This is a genomic window from Paraburkholderia sp. CNPSo 3076, from assembly GCF_026343935.1.
Taxonomy (GTDB): Bacteria; Pseudomonadota; Gammaproteobacteria; order Burkholderiales; family Burkholderiaceae; genus Paraburkholderia; species Paraburkholderia nodosa.
The window spans coordinates 1-19,351 of sequence record NZ_JAPMAL010000062.1 but is presented as its reverse complement, the minus strand read 5'-3'; the positions used below and the strand labels follow the sequence as shown (position 1 = coordinate 19,351).

At 61.0% G+C, this 19,351-nt stretch carries 14 protein-coding genes, 1 tRNA gene and 1 pseudogene; all 16 read right to left on the bottom strand.

Annotation, left to right across the window (positions count from 1 at the left end; translation table 11 throughout):
• On the bottom strand, positions 1-319 hold a 319-nt coding region (locus M3A49_RS40010), incomplete at its 3' end, for a GTP-binding protein (RefSeq protein ID WP_205965783.1).
• Between the two features lie 95 nt (positions 320-414).
• Positions 415-2,517 carry an elongation factor G gene (gene fusA / locus M3A49_RS40005; RefSeq protein WP_254320705.1) on the bottom strand — a complete coding sequence of 701 codons (2,103 nt, stop codon included), beginning with the start codon at positions 2,515-2,517 and terminating at the stop codon, positions 415-417.
• 148 nt (positions 2,518-2,665) lie between these two features.
• Positions 2,666-3,136: a 30S ribosomal protein S7 gene (gene rpsG / locus M3A49_RS40000; RefSeq protein WP_006053291.1), complete on the bottom strand. Its 471-nt coding sequence runs from the start codon at positions 3,134-3,136 to the stop codon at positions 2,666-2,668.
• A 188-nt stretch (positions 3,137-3,324) separates the two neighbouring features.
• Positions 3,325-3,705, bottom strand: coding sequence for a 30S ribosomal protein S12 (rpsL, locus tag M3A49_RS39995; protein WP_028208930.1), 381 nt, complete (start codon positions 3,703-3,705; stop codon positions 3,325-3,327).
• A 288-nt stretch (positions 3,706-3,993) separates the two neighbouring features.
• Positions 3,994-5,841, bottom strand: a complete 1,848-nt coding sequence (recQ, locus tag M3A49_RS39990) for a DNA helicase RecQ (RefSeq protein WP_028208931.1) — start codon at positions 5,839-5,841, stop codon at positions 3,994-3,996.
• 161 nt (positions 5,842-6,002) lie between these two features.
• Positions 6,003-6,332 (bottom strand): hypothetical protein, encoded by a 330-nt coding sequence (locus M3A49_RS39985; protein WP_154678217.1) that lies wholly within the window; start codon positions 6,330-6,332, stop codon positions 6,003-6,005.
• Positions 6,333-6,580: 248 nt separating this feature from the next.
• Positions 6,581-10,831, bottom strand: coding sequence for a DNA-directed RNA polymerase subunit beta' (rpoC, locus tag M3A49_RS39980; RefSeq protein WP_266233717.1), 4,251 nt, complete (start codon positions 10,829-10,831; stop codon positions 6,581-6,583).
• Positions 10,832-10,852: 21 nt separating this feature from the next.
• Complete coding sequence (gene rpoB, locus M3A49_RS39975) at positions 10,853-14,959, bottom strand: DNA-directed RNA polymerase subunit beta (RefSeq protein ID WP_266233716.1); 4,107 nt, start codon at positions 14,957-14,959, stop codon at positions 10,853-10,855.
• 375 nt (positions 14,960-15,334) lie between these two features.
• Positions 15,335-15,709, bottom strand: a complete 375-nt coding sequence (rplL, locus tag M3A49_RS39970; RefSeq protein WP_028208935.1) for a 50S ribosomal protein L7/L12 — start codon at positions 15,707-15,709, stop codon at positions 15,335-15,337.
• Between the two features lie 78 nt (positions 15,710-15,787).
• Positions 15,788-16,285 (bottom strand): 50S ribosomal protein L10, encoded by a 498-nt coding sequence (rplJ, locus tag M3A49_RS39965; RefSeq protein ID WP_028208936.1) that lies wholly within the window; start codon positions 16,283-16,285, stop codon positions 15,788-15,790.
• A gap of 310 nt (positions 16,286-16,595) precedes the next feature.
• Positions 16,596-17,291 (bottom strand): 50S ribosomal protein L1, encoded by a 696-nt coding sequence (gene rplA, locus M3A49_RS39960; RefSeq protein ID WP_028208937.1) that lies wholly within the window; start codon positions 17,289-17,291, stop codon positions 16,596-16,598.
• Positions 17,292-17,723: a 50S ribosomal protein L11 gene (rplK, locus tag M3A49_RS39955; protein WP_069269337.1), complete on the bottom strand. Its 432-nt coding sequence runs from the start codon at positions 17,721-17,723 to the stop codon at positions 17,292-17,294. It abuts the gene before it with no gap.
• Positions 17,724-17,914: 191 nt separating this feature from the next.
• Positions 17,915-18,472, bottom strand: a complete 558-nt coding sequence (nusG, locus tag M3A49_RS39950; protein WP_028208939.1) for a transcription termination/antitermination protein NusG — start codon at positions 18,470-18,472, stop codon at positions 17,915-17,917.
• Between the two features lies 1 nt (position 18,473).
• Positions 18,474-18,854, bottom strand: a complete 381-nt coding sequence (secE, locus tag M3A49_RS39945) for a preprotein translocase subunit SecE (RefSeq protein ID WP_266233715.1) — start codon at positions 18,852-18,854, stop codon at positions 18,474-18,476.
• 37 nt (positions 18,855-18,891) lie between these two features.
• A tRNA-Trp gene (locus tag M3A49_RS39940) sits at positions 18,892-18,967 on the bottom strand.
• Positions 18,968-19,037: 70 nt separating this feature from the next.
• Positions 19,038-19,351 (bottom strand): annotated as a pseudogene (gene tuf, locus M3A49_RS39935) (elongation factor Tu); the annotation flags it as partial.

The window sequence follows — 19,351 nt, the reverse complement described above, 5'->3', positions numbered from 1 at the left end:
AGCACACCAGGATGGCGCCGTCCATCTGTGCCGCGCCCGTGATCATGTTCTTCACGTAGTCAGCGTGGCCCGGGCAGTCGACGTGTGCGTAGTGGCGGTTAGCCGTTTCGTACTCGACGTGCGCGGTGTTGATGGTAATACCACGTGCCTTTTCTTCCGGCGCTGCGTCGATCTGGTCGTACGCCTTCGCCTCGCCGCCGAACTTCGCGGTCAGAACCGTCGTGATCGCTGCCGTCAGCGTGGTCTTGCCGTGGTCAACGTGACCGATCGTGCCCACGTTCACGTGCGGCTTGGTCCGTTCGAATTTACCTTTTGCCATGTTTCTCTTCTTTCAAAAAAGTGGTGAATCGGTGACTGTGCTACGCGGACCCAGCCCATGCCGGGTCCGCTGCGTGCTCAAATGAGCGCCGATGCTTACTTCGCCTTCGCGCTGATGATCGCGTCGGCCACGTTACGCGGTGCTTCTGCGTAGTGCTTGAATTCCATCGTGTACGTTGCACGACCTTGCGTCAGCGAGCGCAGCGACGTCGAGTAGCCGAACATTTCCGACAGCGGCACTTCGGCGCGAACGATCTTGCCGCCGCCAACCATGTCTTCCATGCCCTGGACGATACCGCGACGGCCCGACAGGTCGCCCATCACGTTGCCCATGTAGTCTTCCGGCGTTTCGACTTCCACAGCCATCATCGGTTCGAGGATGACCGGCTGCGCCTTGCGCATGGCTTCCTTGAACGCCATCGAACCGGCCATGCGGAACGCATTTTCGTTCGAGTCGACGTCGTGGTACGAACCGAACGTCAGGTGAACCTTGACGTCGACGACCGGGAAGCCCGCCAGCACGCCTGCCTTCAGCGTGTCCTGGATACCCTTGTCGACCGCGGGGATGTATTCGCGCGGAATCACACCACCCTTGATCTCGTCCAGGAACTCGTAGCCCTTGCCTTGCTCGTTCGGCTCGAGCGTGATGACCGCGTGACCGTACTGGCCGCGACCGCCCGACTGCTTGACGAACTTGCCGTCCACGTCCTTCGCCGTCGCGCGGATCGTTTCGCGGTAGGCAACCTGCGGCTTGCCGACGGTCGCTTCCACGCCGAATTCGCGCTTCATGCGGTCGACCAGAATTTCGAGGTGGAGCTCGCCCATGCCCGAAATGATGGTCTGGCCCGATTCCTCGTCCGTCTGGACGCGGAACGACGGGTCTTCCTGCGCCAGGCGGTTCAGGGCGATGCCCATCTTTTCCTGGTCAGGCTTGGTCTTCGGCTCGACGGCCTGCGAAATCACCGGCTCCGGGAACACCATGCGTTCCAGGATGATCGGGTTTTGCGGGTCGCACAGCGTGTCACCCGTGGTCGCTTCCTTCAGGCCAACGGCTGCGGCGATGTCGCCTGCACGAACTTCCTTGATTTCTTCGCGGTTGTTCGCGTGCATCTGCAGAATACGGCCAAGGCGCTCCTTCTTGCCCTTGGTCGAGTTCAGCACCGTGTCGCCCGAGTTGACGATGCCCGAGTAGGCGCGGAAGAAGATCAGCTGACCAACGAACGGGTCGGTCATGATCTTGAATGCGAGTGCCGAGAACTTCTCGTCGTCGGCTGCACGGCGCTCTGCCGTTTCGCCGTTTTCGAGTTCGCCCTTGACCGGGGGAATATCCACCGGCGACGGCAGGAAGTCGATCACGGCGTCGAGCATGCGCTGCACGCCCTTGTTCTTGAACGCGGTGCCGCACAGCATCGGCTGGATTTCGCACGCGATCGTACGGTCGCGCAGCGCCTTGACGACTTCGGCTTCCGAAAGCTCGTCGCCGCCGAGGTACTTTTCCATCAGCTCTTCGCTGGCTTCAGCTGCCGACTCGATCATCTTTTCGCGCCACTCGTTGCACGTGTCAACGAGTTCTGCGGGGATGTCGACGTAGTCGAACTTCGTGCCTTGCGAGGCCTCATCCCAAATGATCGCCTTCATCTTGATCAGGTCGACCACGCCAGTGAACGTGTCTTCAGCGCCGATCGGCACCACGACCGGAACCGGGTTCGCTTTCAGACGCGTCTTCAGCTGGTCGTAGACCTTGAAGAAGTTCGCGCCGGTACGGTCCATCTTGTTGACGAACGCGAGACGGGGAACCTTGTACTTGTTCGCCTGACGCCACACCGTTTCCGATTGCGGCTGCACGCCGCCCACTGCGCAGTAGACCATGCACGCACCGTCGAGCACGCGCATCGAGCGCTCGACTTCAATCGTGAAGTCGACGTGGCCCGGGGTGTCGATGATGTTGATGCGGTGCTCGGGGTAGTTGCCGCCCATGCCCTTCCAGAACGCGGTCGTAGCAGCGGACGTGATCGTGATGCCACGTTCCTGTTCCTGCTCCATCCAGTCCATGGTCGCGGCGCCGTCGTGAACTTCACCAATCTTGTGGTTCACGCCGGTGTAAAACAGAATGCGCTCGGTCGTCGTCGTCTTGCCGGCGTCGATGTGAGCGCTAATACCGATGTTACGGTAGCGCTCGATAGGAGTCTTGCGAGCCACTTTGATCCTCTATCGGGAGGTGCGCGCCGGATCGATCCCGACCGGGTTGATCCCAACGCGCCTGAACACAAACGGGCGAGGCGCTCGATAAGCGCACCCGCCCGGAATTTTTTCCGTTTTTTGAGCAAACCCCGGTAGGGGTTTTCTCTTAGAAGCGGAAGTGCGAGAACGCCTTGTTCGCTTCTGCCATCCGGTGAACTTCGTCGCGCTTCTTCATCGCGCCGCCACGGCCTTCGGCCGCTTCGGAGAGTTCACCTGCCAGACGCAGGGCCATCGACTTCTCGCTGCGCTTCTTCGCGGCTTCACGCAGCCAACGCATCGCCAATGCCATACGACGCGAGGGGCGCACTTCGACCGGAACCTGATAGTTCGCACCACCAACGCGGCGGCTCTTCACTTCCACCACCGGCTTCACGTTGTTGAGCGCGACAGTGAACACTTCCAGCGGGTCCTTGCCACCCTTGGTCTGGATCTGTTCGAAAGCGCCGTACACGATACGCTCGGCAACCGACTTCTTGCCGGAGAGCATCAGCACGTTCATGAACTTGGCTACATCAACATTGCCGAACTTCGGATCCGGCAACACTTCCCGCTTGGGGACTTCGCGACGACGCGGCATGTTTCTTCCTTTAACTTTTCAGTTGAAGCGCAGGTTGAATCCGTTGCGCTCCGCGGCCACCAACTAACCCGATTCATCGATTACGACTTACCAGCCTGGTCGGGTGACCACTTACTCGACAGCACCGGCCAATCCGGCACCTGTCGCTTTTATCGCCGGCACCCGAAAGCGCAGACGACGCTTGACTCTTACTTCGCAGCCTTCGCGCGCTTTGCGCCGTACTTCGAACGAGCCTGCTTACGATCCTTGACGCCCTGGGTATCCAGCGAGCCACGAACCATGTGGTAACGCACACCCGGCAAGTCCTTCACACGGCCGCCGCGGATCAGCACGACCGAGTGTTCCTGCAGGTTGTGGCCTTCACCACCGATGTACGAAATGACTTCGAAGCCGTTCGTCAGGCGCACCTTGGCGACCTTACGGAGTGCCGAGTTCGGCTTCTTCGGCGTCGTCGTGTACACACGGGTGCACACGCCGCGACGCTGCGGGCAGTCCTGCAGGGCCGGCGACTTGCTTTTCGCAGTTTCCGAAGCGCGGCCTTTGCGAACCAGTTGATTGATGGTTGGCATTGTTTATTCCTGAAATTGAACAAAATCGACGCATTTATTTCCGGGCAAAGCGGAAAACCATGCATCTAAACTCCTACGAGAACTCCGGAATTGGCTACTTGACGTTAGTTTTCGTCAAATCAATTGACGAGCACGGACATCCCAAAGACCGGAACCCAGCATGATATTCCGAAAAGGCCAAGCGAGTCAATGGCTTGCAACATTTCGGACGACGGAAGAAGTGACAGCGCCGTGACATCCGGCGGCGTCCGGCGGCGTCCGGAATACCCGGAAGGGAAACGCCGCGCCCTATTCGTCGCCGACGACCTCGACGAGCTCCTCGCCAAAGCGCTCGAGCTTGCGCGCCCCGATGCCCGGGATGTCACGCAGCTTGTCCACCGATTCCGGGCCGTTGCGCGCGATTTCCGCCAGCGTGGCGTCGTGGAAGATGACATAGGCCGGCACGCCCTCGCTCTTCGCGGTTTCGGTGCGCCACAGGCGCAGGCGCTCCCAGCGCGAGCGCTGGCGCGGGCTCATGCCAAGGGTCGGATCGGCGCGCTCACTCGTGCGGCTCGACGACGTGCGCGTACGCGTGGGCTTCACGTAACGGCGCATCGTGACATTCTGCCCGCCCTTGAGCACCGGCTTGCTCGCCTCGGTGAGCACGAGCGAGCCGTAGCCGTCGTGGTCGACAGTGAGATAACCGAACGCCACCAATTGCCGGAAGATCGCGCGCCATTCCGGTTCCGAAAGCGCGGAGCCGATGCCGAAGGTGGAGATTTTCTCGTGCCCGCGCTGCAGGATCTTCTCGTTGCGATTGCCGCGCAGGATGTCGATCAGGTGGCCGGCGCCGAAATTGAACCCGCTCGCGCGCTGCGCGCGGAACACGCACGAGAGCGCCATTTGCGCCTCGCGCGTGGCGTCCCACGTGGCGGGCGGCTCGAGGCAGGTATCGCAGTTGCCGCACGGCTTGCTCTCTTCGCCGAAGTACGCGAGCAGGCGCACGCGCCGGCATGTGGCCGCTTCGCACAGGCCGAGCAGTGCGTCGAGCTTGCCCGTCTGCACACGCTTGTGCTGCTCGTCGGCTTCGGACTCGTCGATCATCTTGCGCTGCTGCACCACGTCGCCGAGACCGTAGGCCATCCACGCGTTGGCCGCCAGCCCGTCGCGCCCCGCGCGGCCGGTTTCCTGGTAGTAGCCTTCCACGCTCTTGGGCAAATCCAGATGCGCGACGAAACGCACGTCCGGTTTGTCGATGCCCATGCCGAATGCGATGGTGGCGCACATGACCACACCCTCCTCGCGCTGGAACATTTCCTGGTGCTTCTGGCGCACCTCGAATTCCATGCCGGCGTGGTACGGCAGCGCGCGCAACCCCTGCCCTTTCAACCACTCGGCCGTCTCCTCGACCTTGCGGCGCGAGAGGCAATACACGACGCCGGCATCCGTGGTGCCGTCGGCGCGCGTATGCTCCGCGCGGATGAAGTCGAGCAACTGCGAACGCGCGTTGTCCTTTTCGACAATGCGGTAGCGGATGTTCGGGCGGTCGAAGCTCGAGACGAACACACGGGCGTCGTCGAGCGCGAGACGATGCGCGATCTCGTCGCGCGTGATGGCGTCGGCCGTTGCCGTGAGCGCGATGCGCGGCACGTTCGGAAAGCGCTCGTGCAGCACCGAGAGCTGGATATATTCGGGCCGGAAGTCGTGGCCCCATTGCGAGACGCAGTGCGCTTCGTCGATCGCAAAGAGGCCGATGCGCGTGCGCTCGAGCAAGTCGAGAAAACGCGCCGTCATGAGGCGCTCGGGTGCGACGTAAAGCAGGTCGAGATCGCCTTCGCGCAGCGCCCGCTCGGTAGCCGCCGCTTCGGCGCCGCTCAGCGTCGAATTCAGATAAGCGGCGCGTACGCCCACTTCTGTGAGCGCGGCCACCTGGTCCTGCATGAGCGCGATGAGCGGCGACACGACGATGCCGGCACCGAGCCCGGCTTCGTGCCGCACGAGCGCGGGAATCTGGTAGCAGAGCGATTTGCCGCCGCCGGTCGGCATGAGCACCAGCGAATCGCCGCCCCCTGCGACGTGCTCGACGATTTCGGCTTGCTGCCCTCTAAACACGGGATAGCCGAAGACTTCGTTGAGGATTTCGAGGGAACGGGACATGAAGGCGGTGAGCGTGCGGAGCAAAGGCGGTGGGCAGGATTTTACCAACCCGGACGCGCCTTAACCGCCGCTACCTTGAAGATTGGCCATTCGGCCAGGAGAAATCGCGGAAGTCGCGCACGCAGATCGCGGACGCGAACAACCAGGGTGAAGCGGGTTCGTCAGGCAACGAGCCGCCGGCGCGCAATCCGAAACGCACCGACGATCGTCACGACTGCCACGACCGCGGCGGCGATCGCGAATACGCTCGCCCCGAAGAGCACGACGTTGGCGCCGACGAACATCAGCGAGCCGACCGTAAGCAGCGCGGCGCCGCCCTTGACCCGGCCCGCCAGCAGCATGATGAAACCGATGATCAGGAATGCCCACATCACGAGGAAGGTCGCAAAGAAGTTCGCTGCGGACTGATTGCTGACGTGATGCAGTAGCTGCGAAAAGCTGGCGACACACGCCACCAGATTCAGGATGAGACCGACCCCGACCACCCACATGATTACCGCCTCCAGATTCAGATAAATGCCGCCGGTATCGTACGAAAAGACCCACGCAGGCGGACTTGGCGCGCTACGTTAGCACGCCTCACCGATGTGCGCAGCGAGCGGGCCGGCACTGCGGCACGAGGCCGCAGGCTCAAGCGGAGAACGCCAGCGCCAAATAAAAAAGCCGCCCGGTGAAAACCAGGCGGCTTTTGCGAGGGCATGTGAGCCCGAGGCGAAAGGCGGCTTGCGCCGCCGCTCGCTTACTCGTCCGTCGTATGCGGCTGTTGCGGTTGCTCGGCGGCCGGGGTTTCCGGCGTACCGAACTCGAACGCTTCTTCCGCTGCGATCTGGTCGAAACGCTCGCGATCCGACGATTCCTTCGCACGGCGCGCCTTGTGGAAGGCGAGACCCGTACCAGCCGGAATCAGACGACCGACGATCACGTTTTCCTTCAGGCCACGCAGATCGTCGCGCTTGCCCATGATCGCCGCTTCGGTCAGCACGCGGGTCGTTTCCTGGAACGATGCCGCCGAGATGAACGAATCGGTCGAGAGCGATGCCTTCGTAATACCGAGCAGCACGTTCTCGTACGTTGCCGGGCGCTTGTCCTCGGCGTTCATCTTGTCGTTTTCGTCCAGCATGTCCGAACGCTCGACCTGCTCGCCCGGGATGAAGCGCGTATCACCGTTGTCGGTGATCTGCACACGACGCAGCATCTGACGCACGATCACTTCGATGTGCTTGTCGTTGATCTTCACGCCCTGCAGACGGTACACGTCCTGCACTTCGTCCACGATGTAACGCGACAGCGCTTCGATACCCTGCAGACGCAGGATGTCGTGCGGATCGGCCGGGCCGTCCACGATCATTTCGCCCTTGTTGACGACCTGACCGTCGTGGACCAGCACCTGCTTTTCCTTCGCGATCAGGAACTCGTGCTGATTGCCTTCGAGGTCCGTGATAACGAGACGCTGCTTGCCCTTCGTGTCCTTACCGAACGACGTCGTACCCGTGACTTCCGCCAGGATACCTGCGTCCTTCGGCGAACGTGCTTCGAACAGTTCCGCCACACGCGGCAGACCACCGGTAATGTCACGCGTCTTCTGGGCTTCGGTCGGGATACGTGCGAGCACTTCACCGACCTGCACCTGCTGACCGTCCTTCACGGTGATCAGTGCGCCGACCTGGAAGCCGATCTGCACCGAATGCTCCGTGCCCGGGATCTTCACTTCGTCGCCGTTCACGTCGAGCAGCTTGACCTGCGGACGCACGCTCTTTGCGGCTTGCGAGCCGCGGCGCTTCACGTCGATCACGACGAGGGTCGACAGACCCGTGACGTCGTCGATCTGCTTGGCCACGGTCACGCCTTCCTCGACGTTCTCGAACTTCACCGTACCGCCGTACTCGGTGATGATCGGACGCGTGAGCGGATCCCACGTTGCGAGTTGCGTGCCGGCCTTGATCGCCGCGCCATCGAGCTGCAGCAGCGTCGCACCGTACGGCACCTTGTGACGCTCGCGCTCGCGGCCGTGATCGTCGGCGATGATGGCTTCGCCCGAACGCGAGATGACGACTTGCTCGCCCTTCGCATTCGTGACGTAACGCATCGTCGCCGTGAAGCGCACGGTACCGTTCGACTTGGCTTCCACCGACGAGGCCACTGCCGCACGCGACGCCGCACCACCGATGTGGAACGTACGCATCGTGAGCTGCGTGCCCGGTTCGCCGATCGACTGTGCCGCGATCACGCCGACGGCTTCGCCGACGTTCACACGCGAGCCGCGGCCGAGGTCGCGGCCATAGCACGAGGCGCACAGGCCGTAGCGCGTTTCGCAGGTGAGCGGCGTGCGCACGCGCACTTCGTCGATGCCGAGGCTTTCGATCGTTTCAACCGCGTCTTCGTCGAGCAGGTCGCCCGAAGCGTAGATCGTTTCCTGAGTTTCCGGATTGACGACGTCTGCCACCGCCACACGGCCGAGAATACGGTCGCGCAGCGCTTCGACGACTTCACCGCCTTCCACGAGGGCCTTCATCGCCACGCCATTCGACGTGCCGCAATCTTCCTCGACGACCACGAGATCCTGCGTCACGTCGACGAGACGACGCGTCAGGTAACCCGAGTTCGCGGTCTTCAGTGCCGTATCAGCCAGACCCTTACGTGCACCGTGGGTCGAGATGAAGTACTGCAACACGTTCAGACCTTCGCGGAAGTTCGCGGTAATCGGCGTTTCGATAATCGAGCCGTCCGGCTTCGCCATCAGGCCGCGCATACCCGCCAGCTGGCGAATCTGCGTGGCGGAACCCCGCGCGCCCGAGTCGGCCATCATGTAGATCGAGTTGAACGATTCCTGACGCGTTTCCTTGCCGTCGCGGTCGATCACCGGTTCCGTCGAGAGCTGCTCCATCATCGCCTTGCCGACCGCTTCCGACGTATTCGACCAAATGTCGACCACGTTGTTGTAGCGTTCCTGCGCGGTGACGAGACCCGACATGTACTGACGGTCGTACTCCTTCACCTTCTTCGCGGCTTCGCCGACGATGGTTTCCTTCTGCGGCGGCACGAGCATGTCGTCCACGCAGATCGAAATACCGGCGCGCGTCGCGAGGCGGAAGCCCGACTGCATCAGCTGGTCAGCGAAGATCACCGTTTCGCGCAGACCGCACTTGCGGAACGCGGTGTTGATCAGACGCGAGATTTCCTTCTTCTTCAGCGGCTTGTTCAGCACCGAGAACGGCAGACCCGGCGGCAGAATTTCCGACAGGATCGAACGGCCAACGGTCGTTGCGTACAGCGAGATCTTCGGCACGAATGCCGGTGCGCCTTCCGACTTGTCCTCGTTGTGGACCATTTCGGTAATACGCACGTTGACGCGCGAAGCCAGCTCGACTTCCTTGTTCTCGTACGCGCGGAGCACTTCCGACACGCCCGTGAACGTCATGCCTTCGCCCTTGCCGTTGATCGCTTCACGCGTGGCGTAGTACAGGCCCAGCACGATATCCTGCGACGGCACGATCGACGGATCGCCGTTGGCCGGGAACAGGACGTTGTTCGACGCGAGCATGAGCGTACGCGCTTCCATCTGCGCTTCGAGCGACAGCGGAACGTGAACAGCCATCTGGTCACCGTCGAAGTCGGCGTTGAACGCCGCGCAAACGAGCGGGTGCAGCTGGATTGCCTTACCTTCGATCAGCACCGGCTCGAAAGCCTGAATGCCAAGACGGTGAAGAGTAGGCGCACGGTTGAGCATGACCGGGTGTTCGCGGATCACCTCTTCGAGGATGTCCCACACCACCGGCGTCTGGTTCTCGACTTCCTTCTTCGCAGCCTTGATGGTCGTGGCAACGCCCATCGTTTCCAGCTTGTTGAAGATGAACGGCTTGAACAGCTCGAGCGCCATCAGCTTCGGCAGACCGCACTGGTGCAGCTTGAGCGTCGGACCCACCACGATGACCGAACGGCCCGAGTAGTCCACGCGCTTGCCTAGCAGGTTCTGACGGAAACGGCCGCCCTTACCCTTGATCATGTCGGCGAGCGACTTCAGCGGACGCTTGTTCGCGCCCGTCATCGCCTTGCCGCGACGACCGTTGTCGAGCAGCGAGTCCACGGCTTCCTGGAGCATCCGCTTTTCGTTGCGGACGATGATCTCCGGCGCCTTGAGCTCGAGCAGACGCTTCAGACGGTTGTTACGGTTGATGACGCGGCGATACAGATCGTTCAGGTCCGAAGTCGCGAAACGGCCACCGTCCAGCGGCACCAGCGGACGCAGTTCGGGCGGCAGCACCGGCAGCACTTCGAGCACCATCCATTCGGGCTTGATGCCCGAACGCTGGAAGGCCTCGAGCACCTTCAGGCGCTTCGCGTACTTCTTGATCTTCGCTTCCGAGCCGGTGTTCTTCAGCTCGGTGCGCAGCGTCTCGACCTGTTCGTCGATGTTGATCGCGCGCAGCAGCTCGCGCACGCCTTCCGCGCCCATTTCGGCACGGAATTCGTCGCCGTATTCCTCGACCTTGTTGTAGTAATCCTCTTCGGTCATGATCTGCCGCGCCTTCAGCGGCGTCATGCCCGGTTCGATCACCACGTATGCCTCGAAGTACAGCACGCGCTCGATGTCGCGCAGCGTCATGTCGAGCACCATGCCCAGACGCGACGGCAGCGACTTCAGGAACCAGATGTGCGCGACCGGCGAGGCCAGCTCGATGTGGCCCATACGTTCGCGGCGCACCTTCGCCAGCGTGACTTCAACGCCGCACTTCTCGCAGATCACGCCACGGTGCTTCAGGCGCTTGTACTTGCCGCACAGGCACTCATAGTCCTTGATCGGCCCGAAGATCTTCGCGCAGAACAGACCATCCCGTTCCGGCTTGAAGGTACGGTAGTTGATGGTCTCCGGCTTCTTCACTTCGCCGAACGACCACGAGCGGATCTTGTCTGGCGAGGCCAGACCGATCTTGATCGCGTCAAAAACTTCTTCTTGTTGGACTTGCTTGAATAGATCGAGCAGAGCTTTCATTGCCTTCTCTCCGTAGTCCGATTAGTTGCGGTCGAGGTCGATGTCGATGCCGAGCGAGCGGATTTCCTTCACCAGCACATTGAAGGATTCCGGCATGCCCGCGTCGATCACGTGGTCGCCCTTGACGAGGTTCTCATACACCTTCGTCCGGCCCGTCACGTCATCGGACTTCACCGTCAACATTTCCTGCAGCACATACGAAGCGCCATACGCTTCGAGCGCCCACACTTCCATTTCACCGAAACGCTGACCACCGAATTGCGCCTTGCCACCCAGCGGCTGCTGCGTAACGAGCGAGTACGGACCCGTCGAACGCGCGTGCATCTTGTCGTCGACAAGGTGGTGCAGCTTCAGGTAGTGCATGTAGCCCACGGTGACCGTACGCTCGAACATCTCGCCCGTGCGGCCGTCGTACAGACGCACCTGGTTCTTCGAGGGCGTCATGCCGAGGTTCGTCGCGATGTCGTCCGGGAACGCCAGGTCGAGCATCTTCGACATTTCCTCTTCGGTCGCACCGTCGAACACCGGCGTTGCGAACGGCACGCCTTCGCGCAGGTTCCTGGCGAGTTCGAAGATTTCGTCGTCGCTGAAGCTGTCGAGGTCTTCCTTGTGGCCCGATTCGTTGTAGATCTTCGTGAGGAATCCACGCAGTTCTGCAACCTTCGTTTGACGCTGCAGCATTTCGCCGATACGCCAGCCCAGACCCTTCGCGGCCCAACCGAGGTGCACTTCGAGAACCTGACCCACGTTCATCCGTGACGGCACGCCGAGCGGGTTCAGCACGACGTCGGCCGGACGGCCGTCGGCCATGTACGGCATGTCTTCGATCGGAACGATCTTCGACACCACGCCCTTGTTACCGTGACGGCCTGCCATCTTGTCGCCAGGCTGCAGACGGCGCTTCACCGCGAGGTACACCTTTACCATCTTCAGCACGCCCGGCGGCAGTTCGTCGCCTTGCGTGAGCTTCTTGCGCTTCTCTTCGAAGGCCAGATCGAACTGGTGACGCTTCTCTTCGATCGAGTTCTTGATCGCTTCGAGCTGCGCCGCTGCTTCTTCGTCCGCAAGGCGGATGTCGAACCAGTGGTAGTGATCCAGATCTTCGAGGTACGCGCGCTCGATCTTCGTGCCCTTCGCGAGCTTCTTCGGACCGCCGTTCGCGACCTTGCCTTCGAGCATGCGTGCGAGACGCTGGAACGCGTCGCCTTCCACGATACGCAGCTGGTCGTTCAGGTCGAGGCGATAGCGCTTCAGTTCATCGTCGATGATCTGTTGAGCACGCTTGTCGCGCTGGATGCCTTCACGCGTGAACACCTGCACGTCGATGACCGTGCCGCTCATGCCCGAGGGCACGCGCAGCGACGTATCCTTCACGTCCGAGGCCTTCTCGCCGAAGATCGCGCGCAGCAGCTTTTCTTCCGGCGTGAGCTGGGTTTCGCCCTTCGGCGTGACCTTGCCCACAAGCACGTCGCCCGCTTCGACTTCCGCGCCGATGTACACGATGCCCGACTCGTCGAGACGGCCAAGCTGCACTTCCGCGAGGTTCGAAATGTCGCGCGTGATTTCTTCCGGTCCGAGCTTCGTGTCGCGTGCAACGACGTTCAGTTCTTCGATGTGGATCGACGTGTAACGGTCGTCCGCAACCACCTTCTCCGAGATCAGGATCGAGTCTTCGAAGTTGTAGCCGTTCCACGGCATGAACGCGATCAGCATGTTCTGGCCGAGCGCGAGCTCGCCCAGATCGGTCGATGCGCCGTCAGCCAGCACGTCGCCGCGCGCAACCTTGTCGCCCATCTTCACGATCGGACGCTGGTTGATGTTCGTGTTCTGGTTCGAACGCGTGTACTTGATGAGGTTGTAGATGTCCACGCCGACTTCACCGGCAACAGCTTCATCATCGTTCACGCGAATCACGATACGGCCTGCGTCGACGTAGTCGACCACGCCGCCACGCAGCGCCTGAACCGTCGTACCCGAGTCGACCGCAACGGTGCGCTCGATACCCGTACCGACGACCGGCTTTTCCGGACGCAGGCAAGGCACGGCCTGACGCTGCATGTTCGAGCCCATCAGTGCACGGTTCGCGTCATCGTGCTCGAGGAACGGAATCAGCGAGGCTGCAACCGAGACGATCTGCGACGGCGCCACGTCCATGTACTGGATGCGGTCCGGCGTGACCATCAGCGTTTCGCCCGCTTCACGCGACGAAACGAGTTCGTCGGTCAGCGTGCCGTCTTCAGCCACCGCCGCGTTCGCCTGAGCGATCACGTAACGGCCTTCTTCGATCGCCGACAGGTAGTCGATCTGGTCGGTCACCTTGCTGTCCACGACCTTGCGGTACGGCGTTTCGAGGAAGCCGTATTCGTTCAGGTGCGCATAGAGCGCGAGCGAGTTGATCAGACCGATGTTCGGACCTTCCGGCGTCTCGATCGGGCACACACGGCCATAGTGGGTCGGGTGCACGTCGCGGACTTCAAAGCCAGCGCGCTCGCGCGTCAGACCGCCCGGGCCAAGTGCCGACACGCGGCGCTTGTGGGTGATTTCCGACAGCGGGTTGGTCTGGTCCATGAACTGCGACAGCTGCGACGAACCGAAGAACTCGCGAATCGCCGACGAAATCGGCTTCGAGTTGATCAGGTCGTGCGGCATCAGGTTTTCGCTTTCGGCCTGACCGAGGCGCTCCTTCACTGCACGTTCGACGCGCACGAGACCCGCGCGGAACTGGTTTTCCGCGAGTTCGCCCACGCAACGCACGCGACGGTTGCCGAGGTGGTCGATGTCGTCCACTTCGCCCTTGCCGTTGCGCAGCTCGACGAGGATCTTGATGGTCGCGAGGATGTCGTCGTCCTGCAGCGTCATCGGGCCAACGATTTCGTCACGGCCGACGCGGCGATTGAACTTCATACGACCCACCTTCGAGAGGTCGTACGCTTCTTCGCTGTAGAACAGGCGGTTGAACAGCGCCTCGACCGCTTCTTCGGTCGGCGGTTCGCCCGGACGCATCATGCGGTAGATCGCGATGCGCGCGGCCATACGGTCGGCGGTTTCGTCGATACGCAGCGTCGACGAGATGTACGGACCCTGGTCCAGATCGTTCGTGTAGAGCGTCTGGATGTCCTTGATCTTCGCTTCGCGCAGCTTCTCGAGCACGCTTTCGGTGATCTCGTCGTTCGCGTTCGCGATCACTTCGCCCGTATCGCCGTCGACGACGTTCTTCGCGAGCACGCGGCCGAGCAGATAATCTTCGGGGACCGAAATGTACGTCGTCTTCGCGGTTTCGAGGTCGCGAATGTGCTTCGCGTTGATCCGCTTGTCCTTCTGGACAATGACCTTGCCTTCGCGATCGCTGATGTCGAAGCGCGCGACTTCACCGCGCAGACGCTCCGGCACGAACTCCATCTGCGCGCCTTCCGGCATCAGCGTGAAATTGTCGAACACGAAGAAGTTCGCGAGGATCTGTTCCGGCGTGAGGCCGATTGCCTTCAGCAGGATCGTGACCGGCATCTTGCGGCGACGGTCGACGCGGAAGTACAGCACGTCCTTCGGGTCGAACTCGAAGTCGAGCCACGAACCGCGGTAAGGAATGATACGGGCCGAGAAGAGCAGCTTGCCCGAGCTGTGCGTCTTGCCCTTGTCGTGTTCGAAGAACACGCCAGGCGAGCGGTGCAGCTGCGAGACGATGACACGCTCGGTGCCGTTGATGACGAACGAACCAGTCGGCGTCATGAGCGGAATTTCGCCCATGTACACTTCCTGCTCCTTCACTTCCTTGACGACCGGCTTGCTCGGCGATTCCTTGTCGAGCAGGACGAGACGGACCTTGGCGCGCAGCGCCGAGCAGTACGTCAAGCCGCGTTGCTGGCATTCCTTGATGTTGAATGCCGGCGACGACAGCATGTAGCTGACGAACTCTAGACGAGCAAAGCCGTTATGGGAAACAATAGGAAAAACGGACGAAAACGCTGCCTGCAGACCTTCCGGTTTGCGTTGCGCGGTCGCCGTTTCTGCTTGCAGGAATGTGCTGAATGATTCAAGCTGGGTAGCCAGCAGGAAAGGAACCTGGTGAACGATGGGGCGTTTCGCGAAACTCTTGCGAATACGCTTCTTCTCGGTGAAGGAATAGTGCATACGATCTCCGAATCACGGCGGGTAGGACGACCCGAGTGTTCACCGACTGAGACCCGATGGCTTCGCGAGCCCTGGAAGCTTGGTGGTTGGCCTCTACCAACCGCTGGCTGACGGCAACGGATTTCGGCTTGTCATAACGTGCCCGCTGCCCGACCAAACTTGCCTTCTGCAGTCGCTTCAGAAGACAAAGAGAAGCGTCGTGTGCCCTGATGGTGCCCTTGAGGCCCTCACCCGGCGAAAGACGTTTTTCTTTGGCTTCTGGGTCCCGCATCCCGCCTCCGACTTCAAAAAATCGAACACAAAAAGGCAGAACCCACAAAGCACAAAAAGGCCGGCGGTGTAAAAACCGCCAGCCTTCGCACAGCGCGCTGAAACTTACTTGATTTCAGCCTTCGCGCCGGCGTCTTCCAGCTTCTTCTTCGCTTCTTCAGCAGCAGCCTTGGGCACCGCTTCCTTCACGGGCTTCGGTGCGCCGTCAACCAGGTCCTTCGCTTCCTTCAGGCCGAGACCCGTCAGTTCGCGAACGGCCTTAATGACCGAAACCTTGTTTGCGCCTGCTTCGAGCAGGTTGACCGTGAATTCGGTCTGCTCTTCAGCAGCAGCAGCAGCGCCGCCGCCTGCCGGGCCAGCGACTGCCACAGCAGCTGCCGACACGCCAAACTTCTCTTCGAAAGCCTTGACCAGTTCGTTCAGTTCAAGAACCGACATCGAGCCAACGGCTTCGAGGATGTCTTCTTTTGCGATTGCCATTTGAAATTACTCCAGATTTGAATTCGGAAACAGCTAGCGATCTTTCTCGCTTGCCTGTGTTCGTTCGCTTGCCTGAAATCAGGCAGCTTCTGCTTGCTTCTTTTCCGCCAGCGCGGCCAGAGCGCGCGCCATACCGGAAACAGGAGCTTGCATAACGAACAGCAGCTTCGAGAGCAGTTCTTCGCGGCTCGGGATGCTGGCCAGCGCTTGCACGCCTGCCTTGTCCATCACCTTGCCTTCGTAGGAACCAGCCTTGATGACCAACTTGTCATTGCCCTTCGCGAAGTCATTGACGACCTTCGCAGCAGCAATTGCATCTTCCGAGATGCCGTAGATCAGGGGGCCAGTCATCTGCTCTGCCAGCGGAGCAAACGGGGTACCTTCAACAGCGCGACGCGCCAGCGTGTTCTTCAACACGCGGAGGTACACCTGCTGCTCACGCGCTTTCGCGCGCAGCTTGGTCAGATCGCCAACCGCGATTCCACGATACTCGGCCAGCACCATGGTCTGAGCCGTCGCGACTTGCGCGGAGACTTCAGCCACGACGGCCTGCTTACCTTCTTTGTTCAGTGGCACGGTTAACCTCCAGATTCGACACACTTTGCTTTCGCTACATGTGCCGCGTTCAACAACGGCGACCGACCAGTCCGGAGTAAATCAGCTTGCATCGTCAGGCGTTGCCGCCCGCATCCGCTCACATCAGCACTTCAAAACCTTTTCGGGTTCGCCATCTGCGTTGGCTTTGCATTAAGGAAGCACCCAACTGCTGCACTTCCGCCAACGGTCTTTGACAACCGGTTGCACCGCGCTTGCTGCCGCTGCACAACCGCCCAAAGCCCTTTAAATCCGCGCTGCCGCCCTCTCAGGCCTCAGCGCGGCAAAACTATTACGCTGCGAGCGACGTCTGGTCGACGCGAACGCCAACGCCCATCGTGCTCGAGACAGCGATCTTGCGCAGGTACACGCCCTTGCTCGTTGCCGGCTTCGCCTTGGTCAGCGCTTCGAGGAGCGCGTCCAGGTTGCTGCGCAGCGCGGTCGGCTCGAACGATGCACGGCCGATGGTCGCGTGGATGATACCGGCCTTGTCGACACGGAATTGCACCTGACCAGCCTTCGCGTTCTTGACCGCGGTCGCCACGTCCGGCGTCACGGTGCCGACCTTCGGGTTCGGCATGAGGCCGCGCGGGCCGAGGATCTGACCGAGCGTACCGACGACGCGCATCGTGTCCGGCGAAGCGATCACGATGTCGAAGTTCAGGTTGCCGCCCTTGATCTGCTCGGCGAGGTCTTCCATACCGACGATCTCTGCGCCTGCTGCCTTGGCTTGTTCAGCCTTTTCACCTTGCGCGAACACCGCAACGCGGACCGACTTGCCGGTACCAGCGGGCAGAACGACCGAGCCGCGAACGACCTGGTCCGACTTCTTCGCATCGATGCCGAGTTGCACTGCAACGTCGATCGACTCGTCGAACTTCGCCGTGGCGCATTCCTTCACGAGCGACAGTGCGTCGCCAATCGGGTACTGCTTTTGGCGGTCGATCTTGGCAGCGAGTGCCTTTTGACGCTTCGAAACCTTAGCCATTTACACACCCTCCACGATGATGCCCATCGAGCGGGCGCTACCAGCGATCGTGCGAACCGCTGCATCCATATCGGCTGCCGTGAGGTCCGGCATCTTGGTCTTGGCGATTTCCTCGGCTTGCGCGCGAGTGATCGTAGCGACCTTGTCGGTGTGCGGCTTGGCCGAACCCTTGTCGACCTTCGCTGCCTTCTTGATCAGAACCGTAGCCGGCGGCGTCTTCAGGATGAACGTGAAGCTCTTGTCCGCGAATGCCGTGATCACGACCGGAACCGGCAGACCCGGTTCCATGGCTTGAGTCTGCGCGTTGAACGCCTTGCAGAACTCCATGATGTTCAGGCCACGCTGACCCAGTGCCGGGCCGACCGGCGGCGACGGATTGGCTTTACCTGCAGGAATCTGCAGCTTGATAAAGCCGATGATTTTCTTTGCCATGTTGAAAACCTCTTTGGAACGCGTGAGCGTTCTGGTGAGTGGTAGCGCGCGCTCGCCACAATCTTCGCTGTGCCAACTGCTTTGGCGACATCGACAGCCGACTGGACTACTGGCGCTCCTCTACGGCCATAACGCGGACCGTAAGCGCGGAAAAACGGATCGCACCAGAGGCGCGATCCGTAGTATTCGATTTACAGCTTTTCGACCTGGCCGAATTCGAGTTCGACCGGTGTGGCGCGACCGAAAATGGTGACCGAGACCCGGACGCGCGACTTTTCGTAGTTGACTTCTTCGACGCTGCCGTTGAAGTCCGTGAACGGACCTTCCTTCACTCGGACCATCTCGCCGACTTCGAACAGGGTCTTGGGGCGCGGCTTCTCAACGCCTTCCTGCATCTGCGACATGATCTTTTCGACTTCGCGCGGCGAAATCGGGCTCGGGCGATTACGGGCCCCGCCGACGAAACCAGTCACCTTTGCCGTATTCTTCACGAGGTGCCACGTTTCGTCCGTCATTTCCATCTCAACCAGGACATAGCCCGGGAAGAAACGACGTTCGGTCACCGATTTGTGACCACCCTTCACCTCGACCACTTCTTCAGTCGGAACGAGGATCTGGCCAAACTTGTCCTGCATGCCAGCACGTTCGATGCGCTCCTGAAGCGCACGTTGCACGCTCTTCTCCATGCCGGAGTAGGCGTGCACCACATACCAACGTTTTCCGCTCGGGGATGCCGGTGTATCGCTCATATCATTTCCAACCCAGAACCGCCGAGAAAATCACCCACTCGATGGATTTGTCGCAAACCCACAGAATGATGGCCATTGCCAGCACAAAACCGAAGACCACCAGCGTCGTTTGCGTAGCCTCTTTGCGAGTCGGCCAGACGACCTTGCGAACTTCCTTGTACGAGTCTTTGGCAAACGCGATGAAGCTCTTGCCGGGCGCCGAGAGAAGACCGACTACCACCCCCGCGATCACGCCCACTGTGAGCGCTGCACCGCGGACATACCACTCCTGGCTACCGAGCCAGTAGAACCCTACGAACCCGGCCACAACCAACAATACGCCCGCCGCAAGCATCAGCTTGTCGCTGGAAGTATTAACAGTTTCGACGGAAGGATTCGCCATAACACCTTAAAGAACAACGCGCCGAGGCGCGAGAAGTTGGCAGGGGCAGAGGGAATCGAACCCCCAACCTTCGGTTTTGGAGACCGACGCTCTGCCAGTTGAGCTATACCCCTAAACCATTTTGGGGTTGGCGGCATCGCCAACCCCGAAACCACTTAGTCGATCAACGAGACTGGCAAAAACTTACTCGATGATCTTTGCAACCACGCCGGCGCCGACGGTACGGCCACCTTCGCGGATTGCGAAGCGCAGACCTTCTTCCATCGCGATCGGAGCGATCAGCTTCACCGTGATCGACACGTTGTCGCCCGGCATGACCATTTCCTTGTCCTTCGGCAGCTCGATCGAGCCCGTCACGTCCGTCGTACGGAAGTAGAACTGCGGACGGTAGTTGTTGAAGAACGGCGTGTGACGGCCGCCTTCGTCCTTGCTCAGCACGTACACTTCAGCCGTGAAGTGCGTGTGCGGCGTGATCGAACCCGGCTTGGCCAGCACCT

Excerpts from the sequence above, each read along its gene's own strand:
- rpoC (WP_266233717.1), bottom strand. The coding sequence starts at position 10,831 with ATGAAAGCTCTGCTCGATCTATTCAAGCAAGTCCAACAAGAAGAAGTT.
- rplL (WP_028208935.1), bottom strand. The coding sequence starts at position 15,709 with ATGGCAATCGCAAAAGAAGACATCCTCGAAGCCGTTGGCTCGATGTCG.
- recQ (WP_028208931.1), bottom strand. The coding sequence starts at position 5,841 with ATGTCCCGTTCCCTCGAAATCCTCAACGAAGTCTTCGGCTATCCCGTG.
- secE (WP_266233715.1), bottom strand. The coding sequence starts at position 18,854 with ATGGCGAATCCTTCCGTCGAAACTGTTAATACTTCCAGCGACAAGCTG.
- M3A49_RS39985 (WP_154678217.1), bottom strand. The coding sequence starts at position 6,332 with ATGTGGGTGGTCGGGGTCGGTCTCATCCTGAATCTGGTGGCGTGTGTC.
- nusG (WP_028208939.1), bottom strand. The coding sequence starts at position 18,472 with ATGAGCGATACACCGGCATCCCCGAGCGGAAAACGTTGGTATGTGGTG.
- rpsL (WP_028208930.1), bottom strand. The coding sequence starts at position 3,705 with ATGCCAACCATCAATCAACTGGTTCGCAAAGGCCGCGCTTCGGAAACT.
- rpoB (WP_266233716.1), bottom strand. The coding sequence starts at position 14,959 with ATGCACTATTCCTTCACCGAGAAGAAGCGTATTCGCAAGAGTTTCGCG.
- rpsG (WP_006053291.1), bottom strand. The coding sequence starts at position 3,136 with ATGCCGCGTCGTCGCGAAGTCCCCAAGCGGGAAGTGTTGCCGGATCCG.
- rplA (WP_028208937.1), bottom strand. The coding sequence starts at position 17,291 with ATGGCTAAGGTTTCGAAGCGTCAAAAGGCACTCGCTGCCAAGATCGAC.
- rplK (WP_069269337.1), bottom strand. The coding sequence starts at position 17,723 with ATGGCAAAGAAAATCATCGGCTTTATCAAGCTGCAGATTCCTGCAGGT.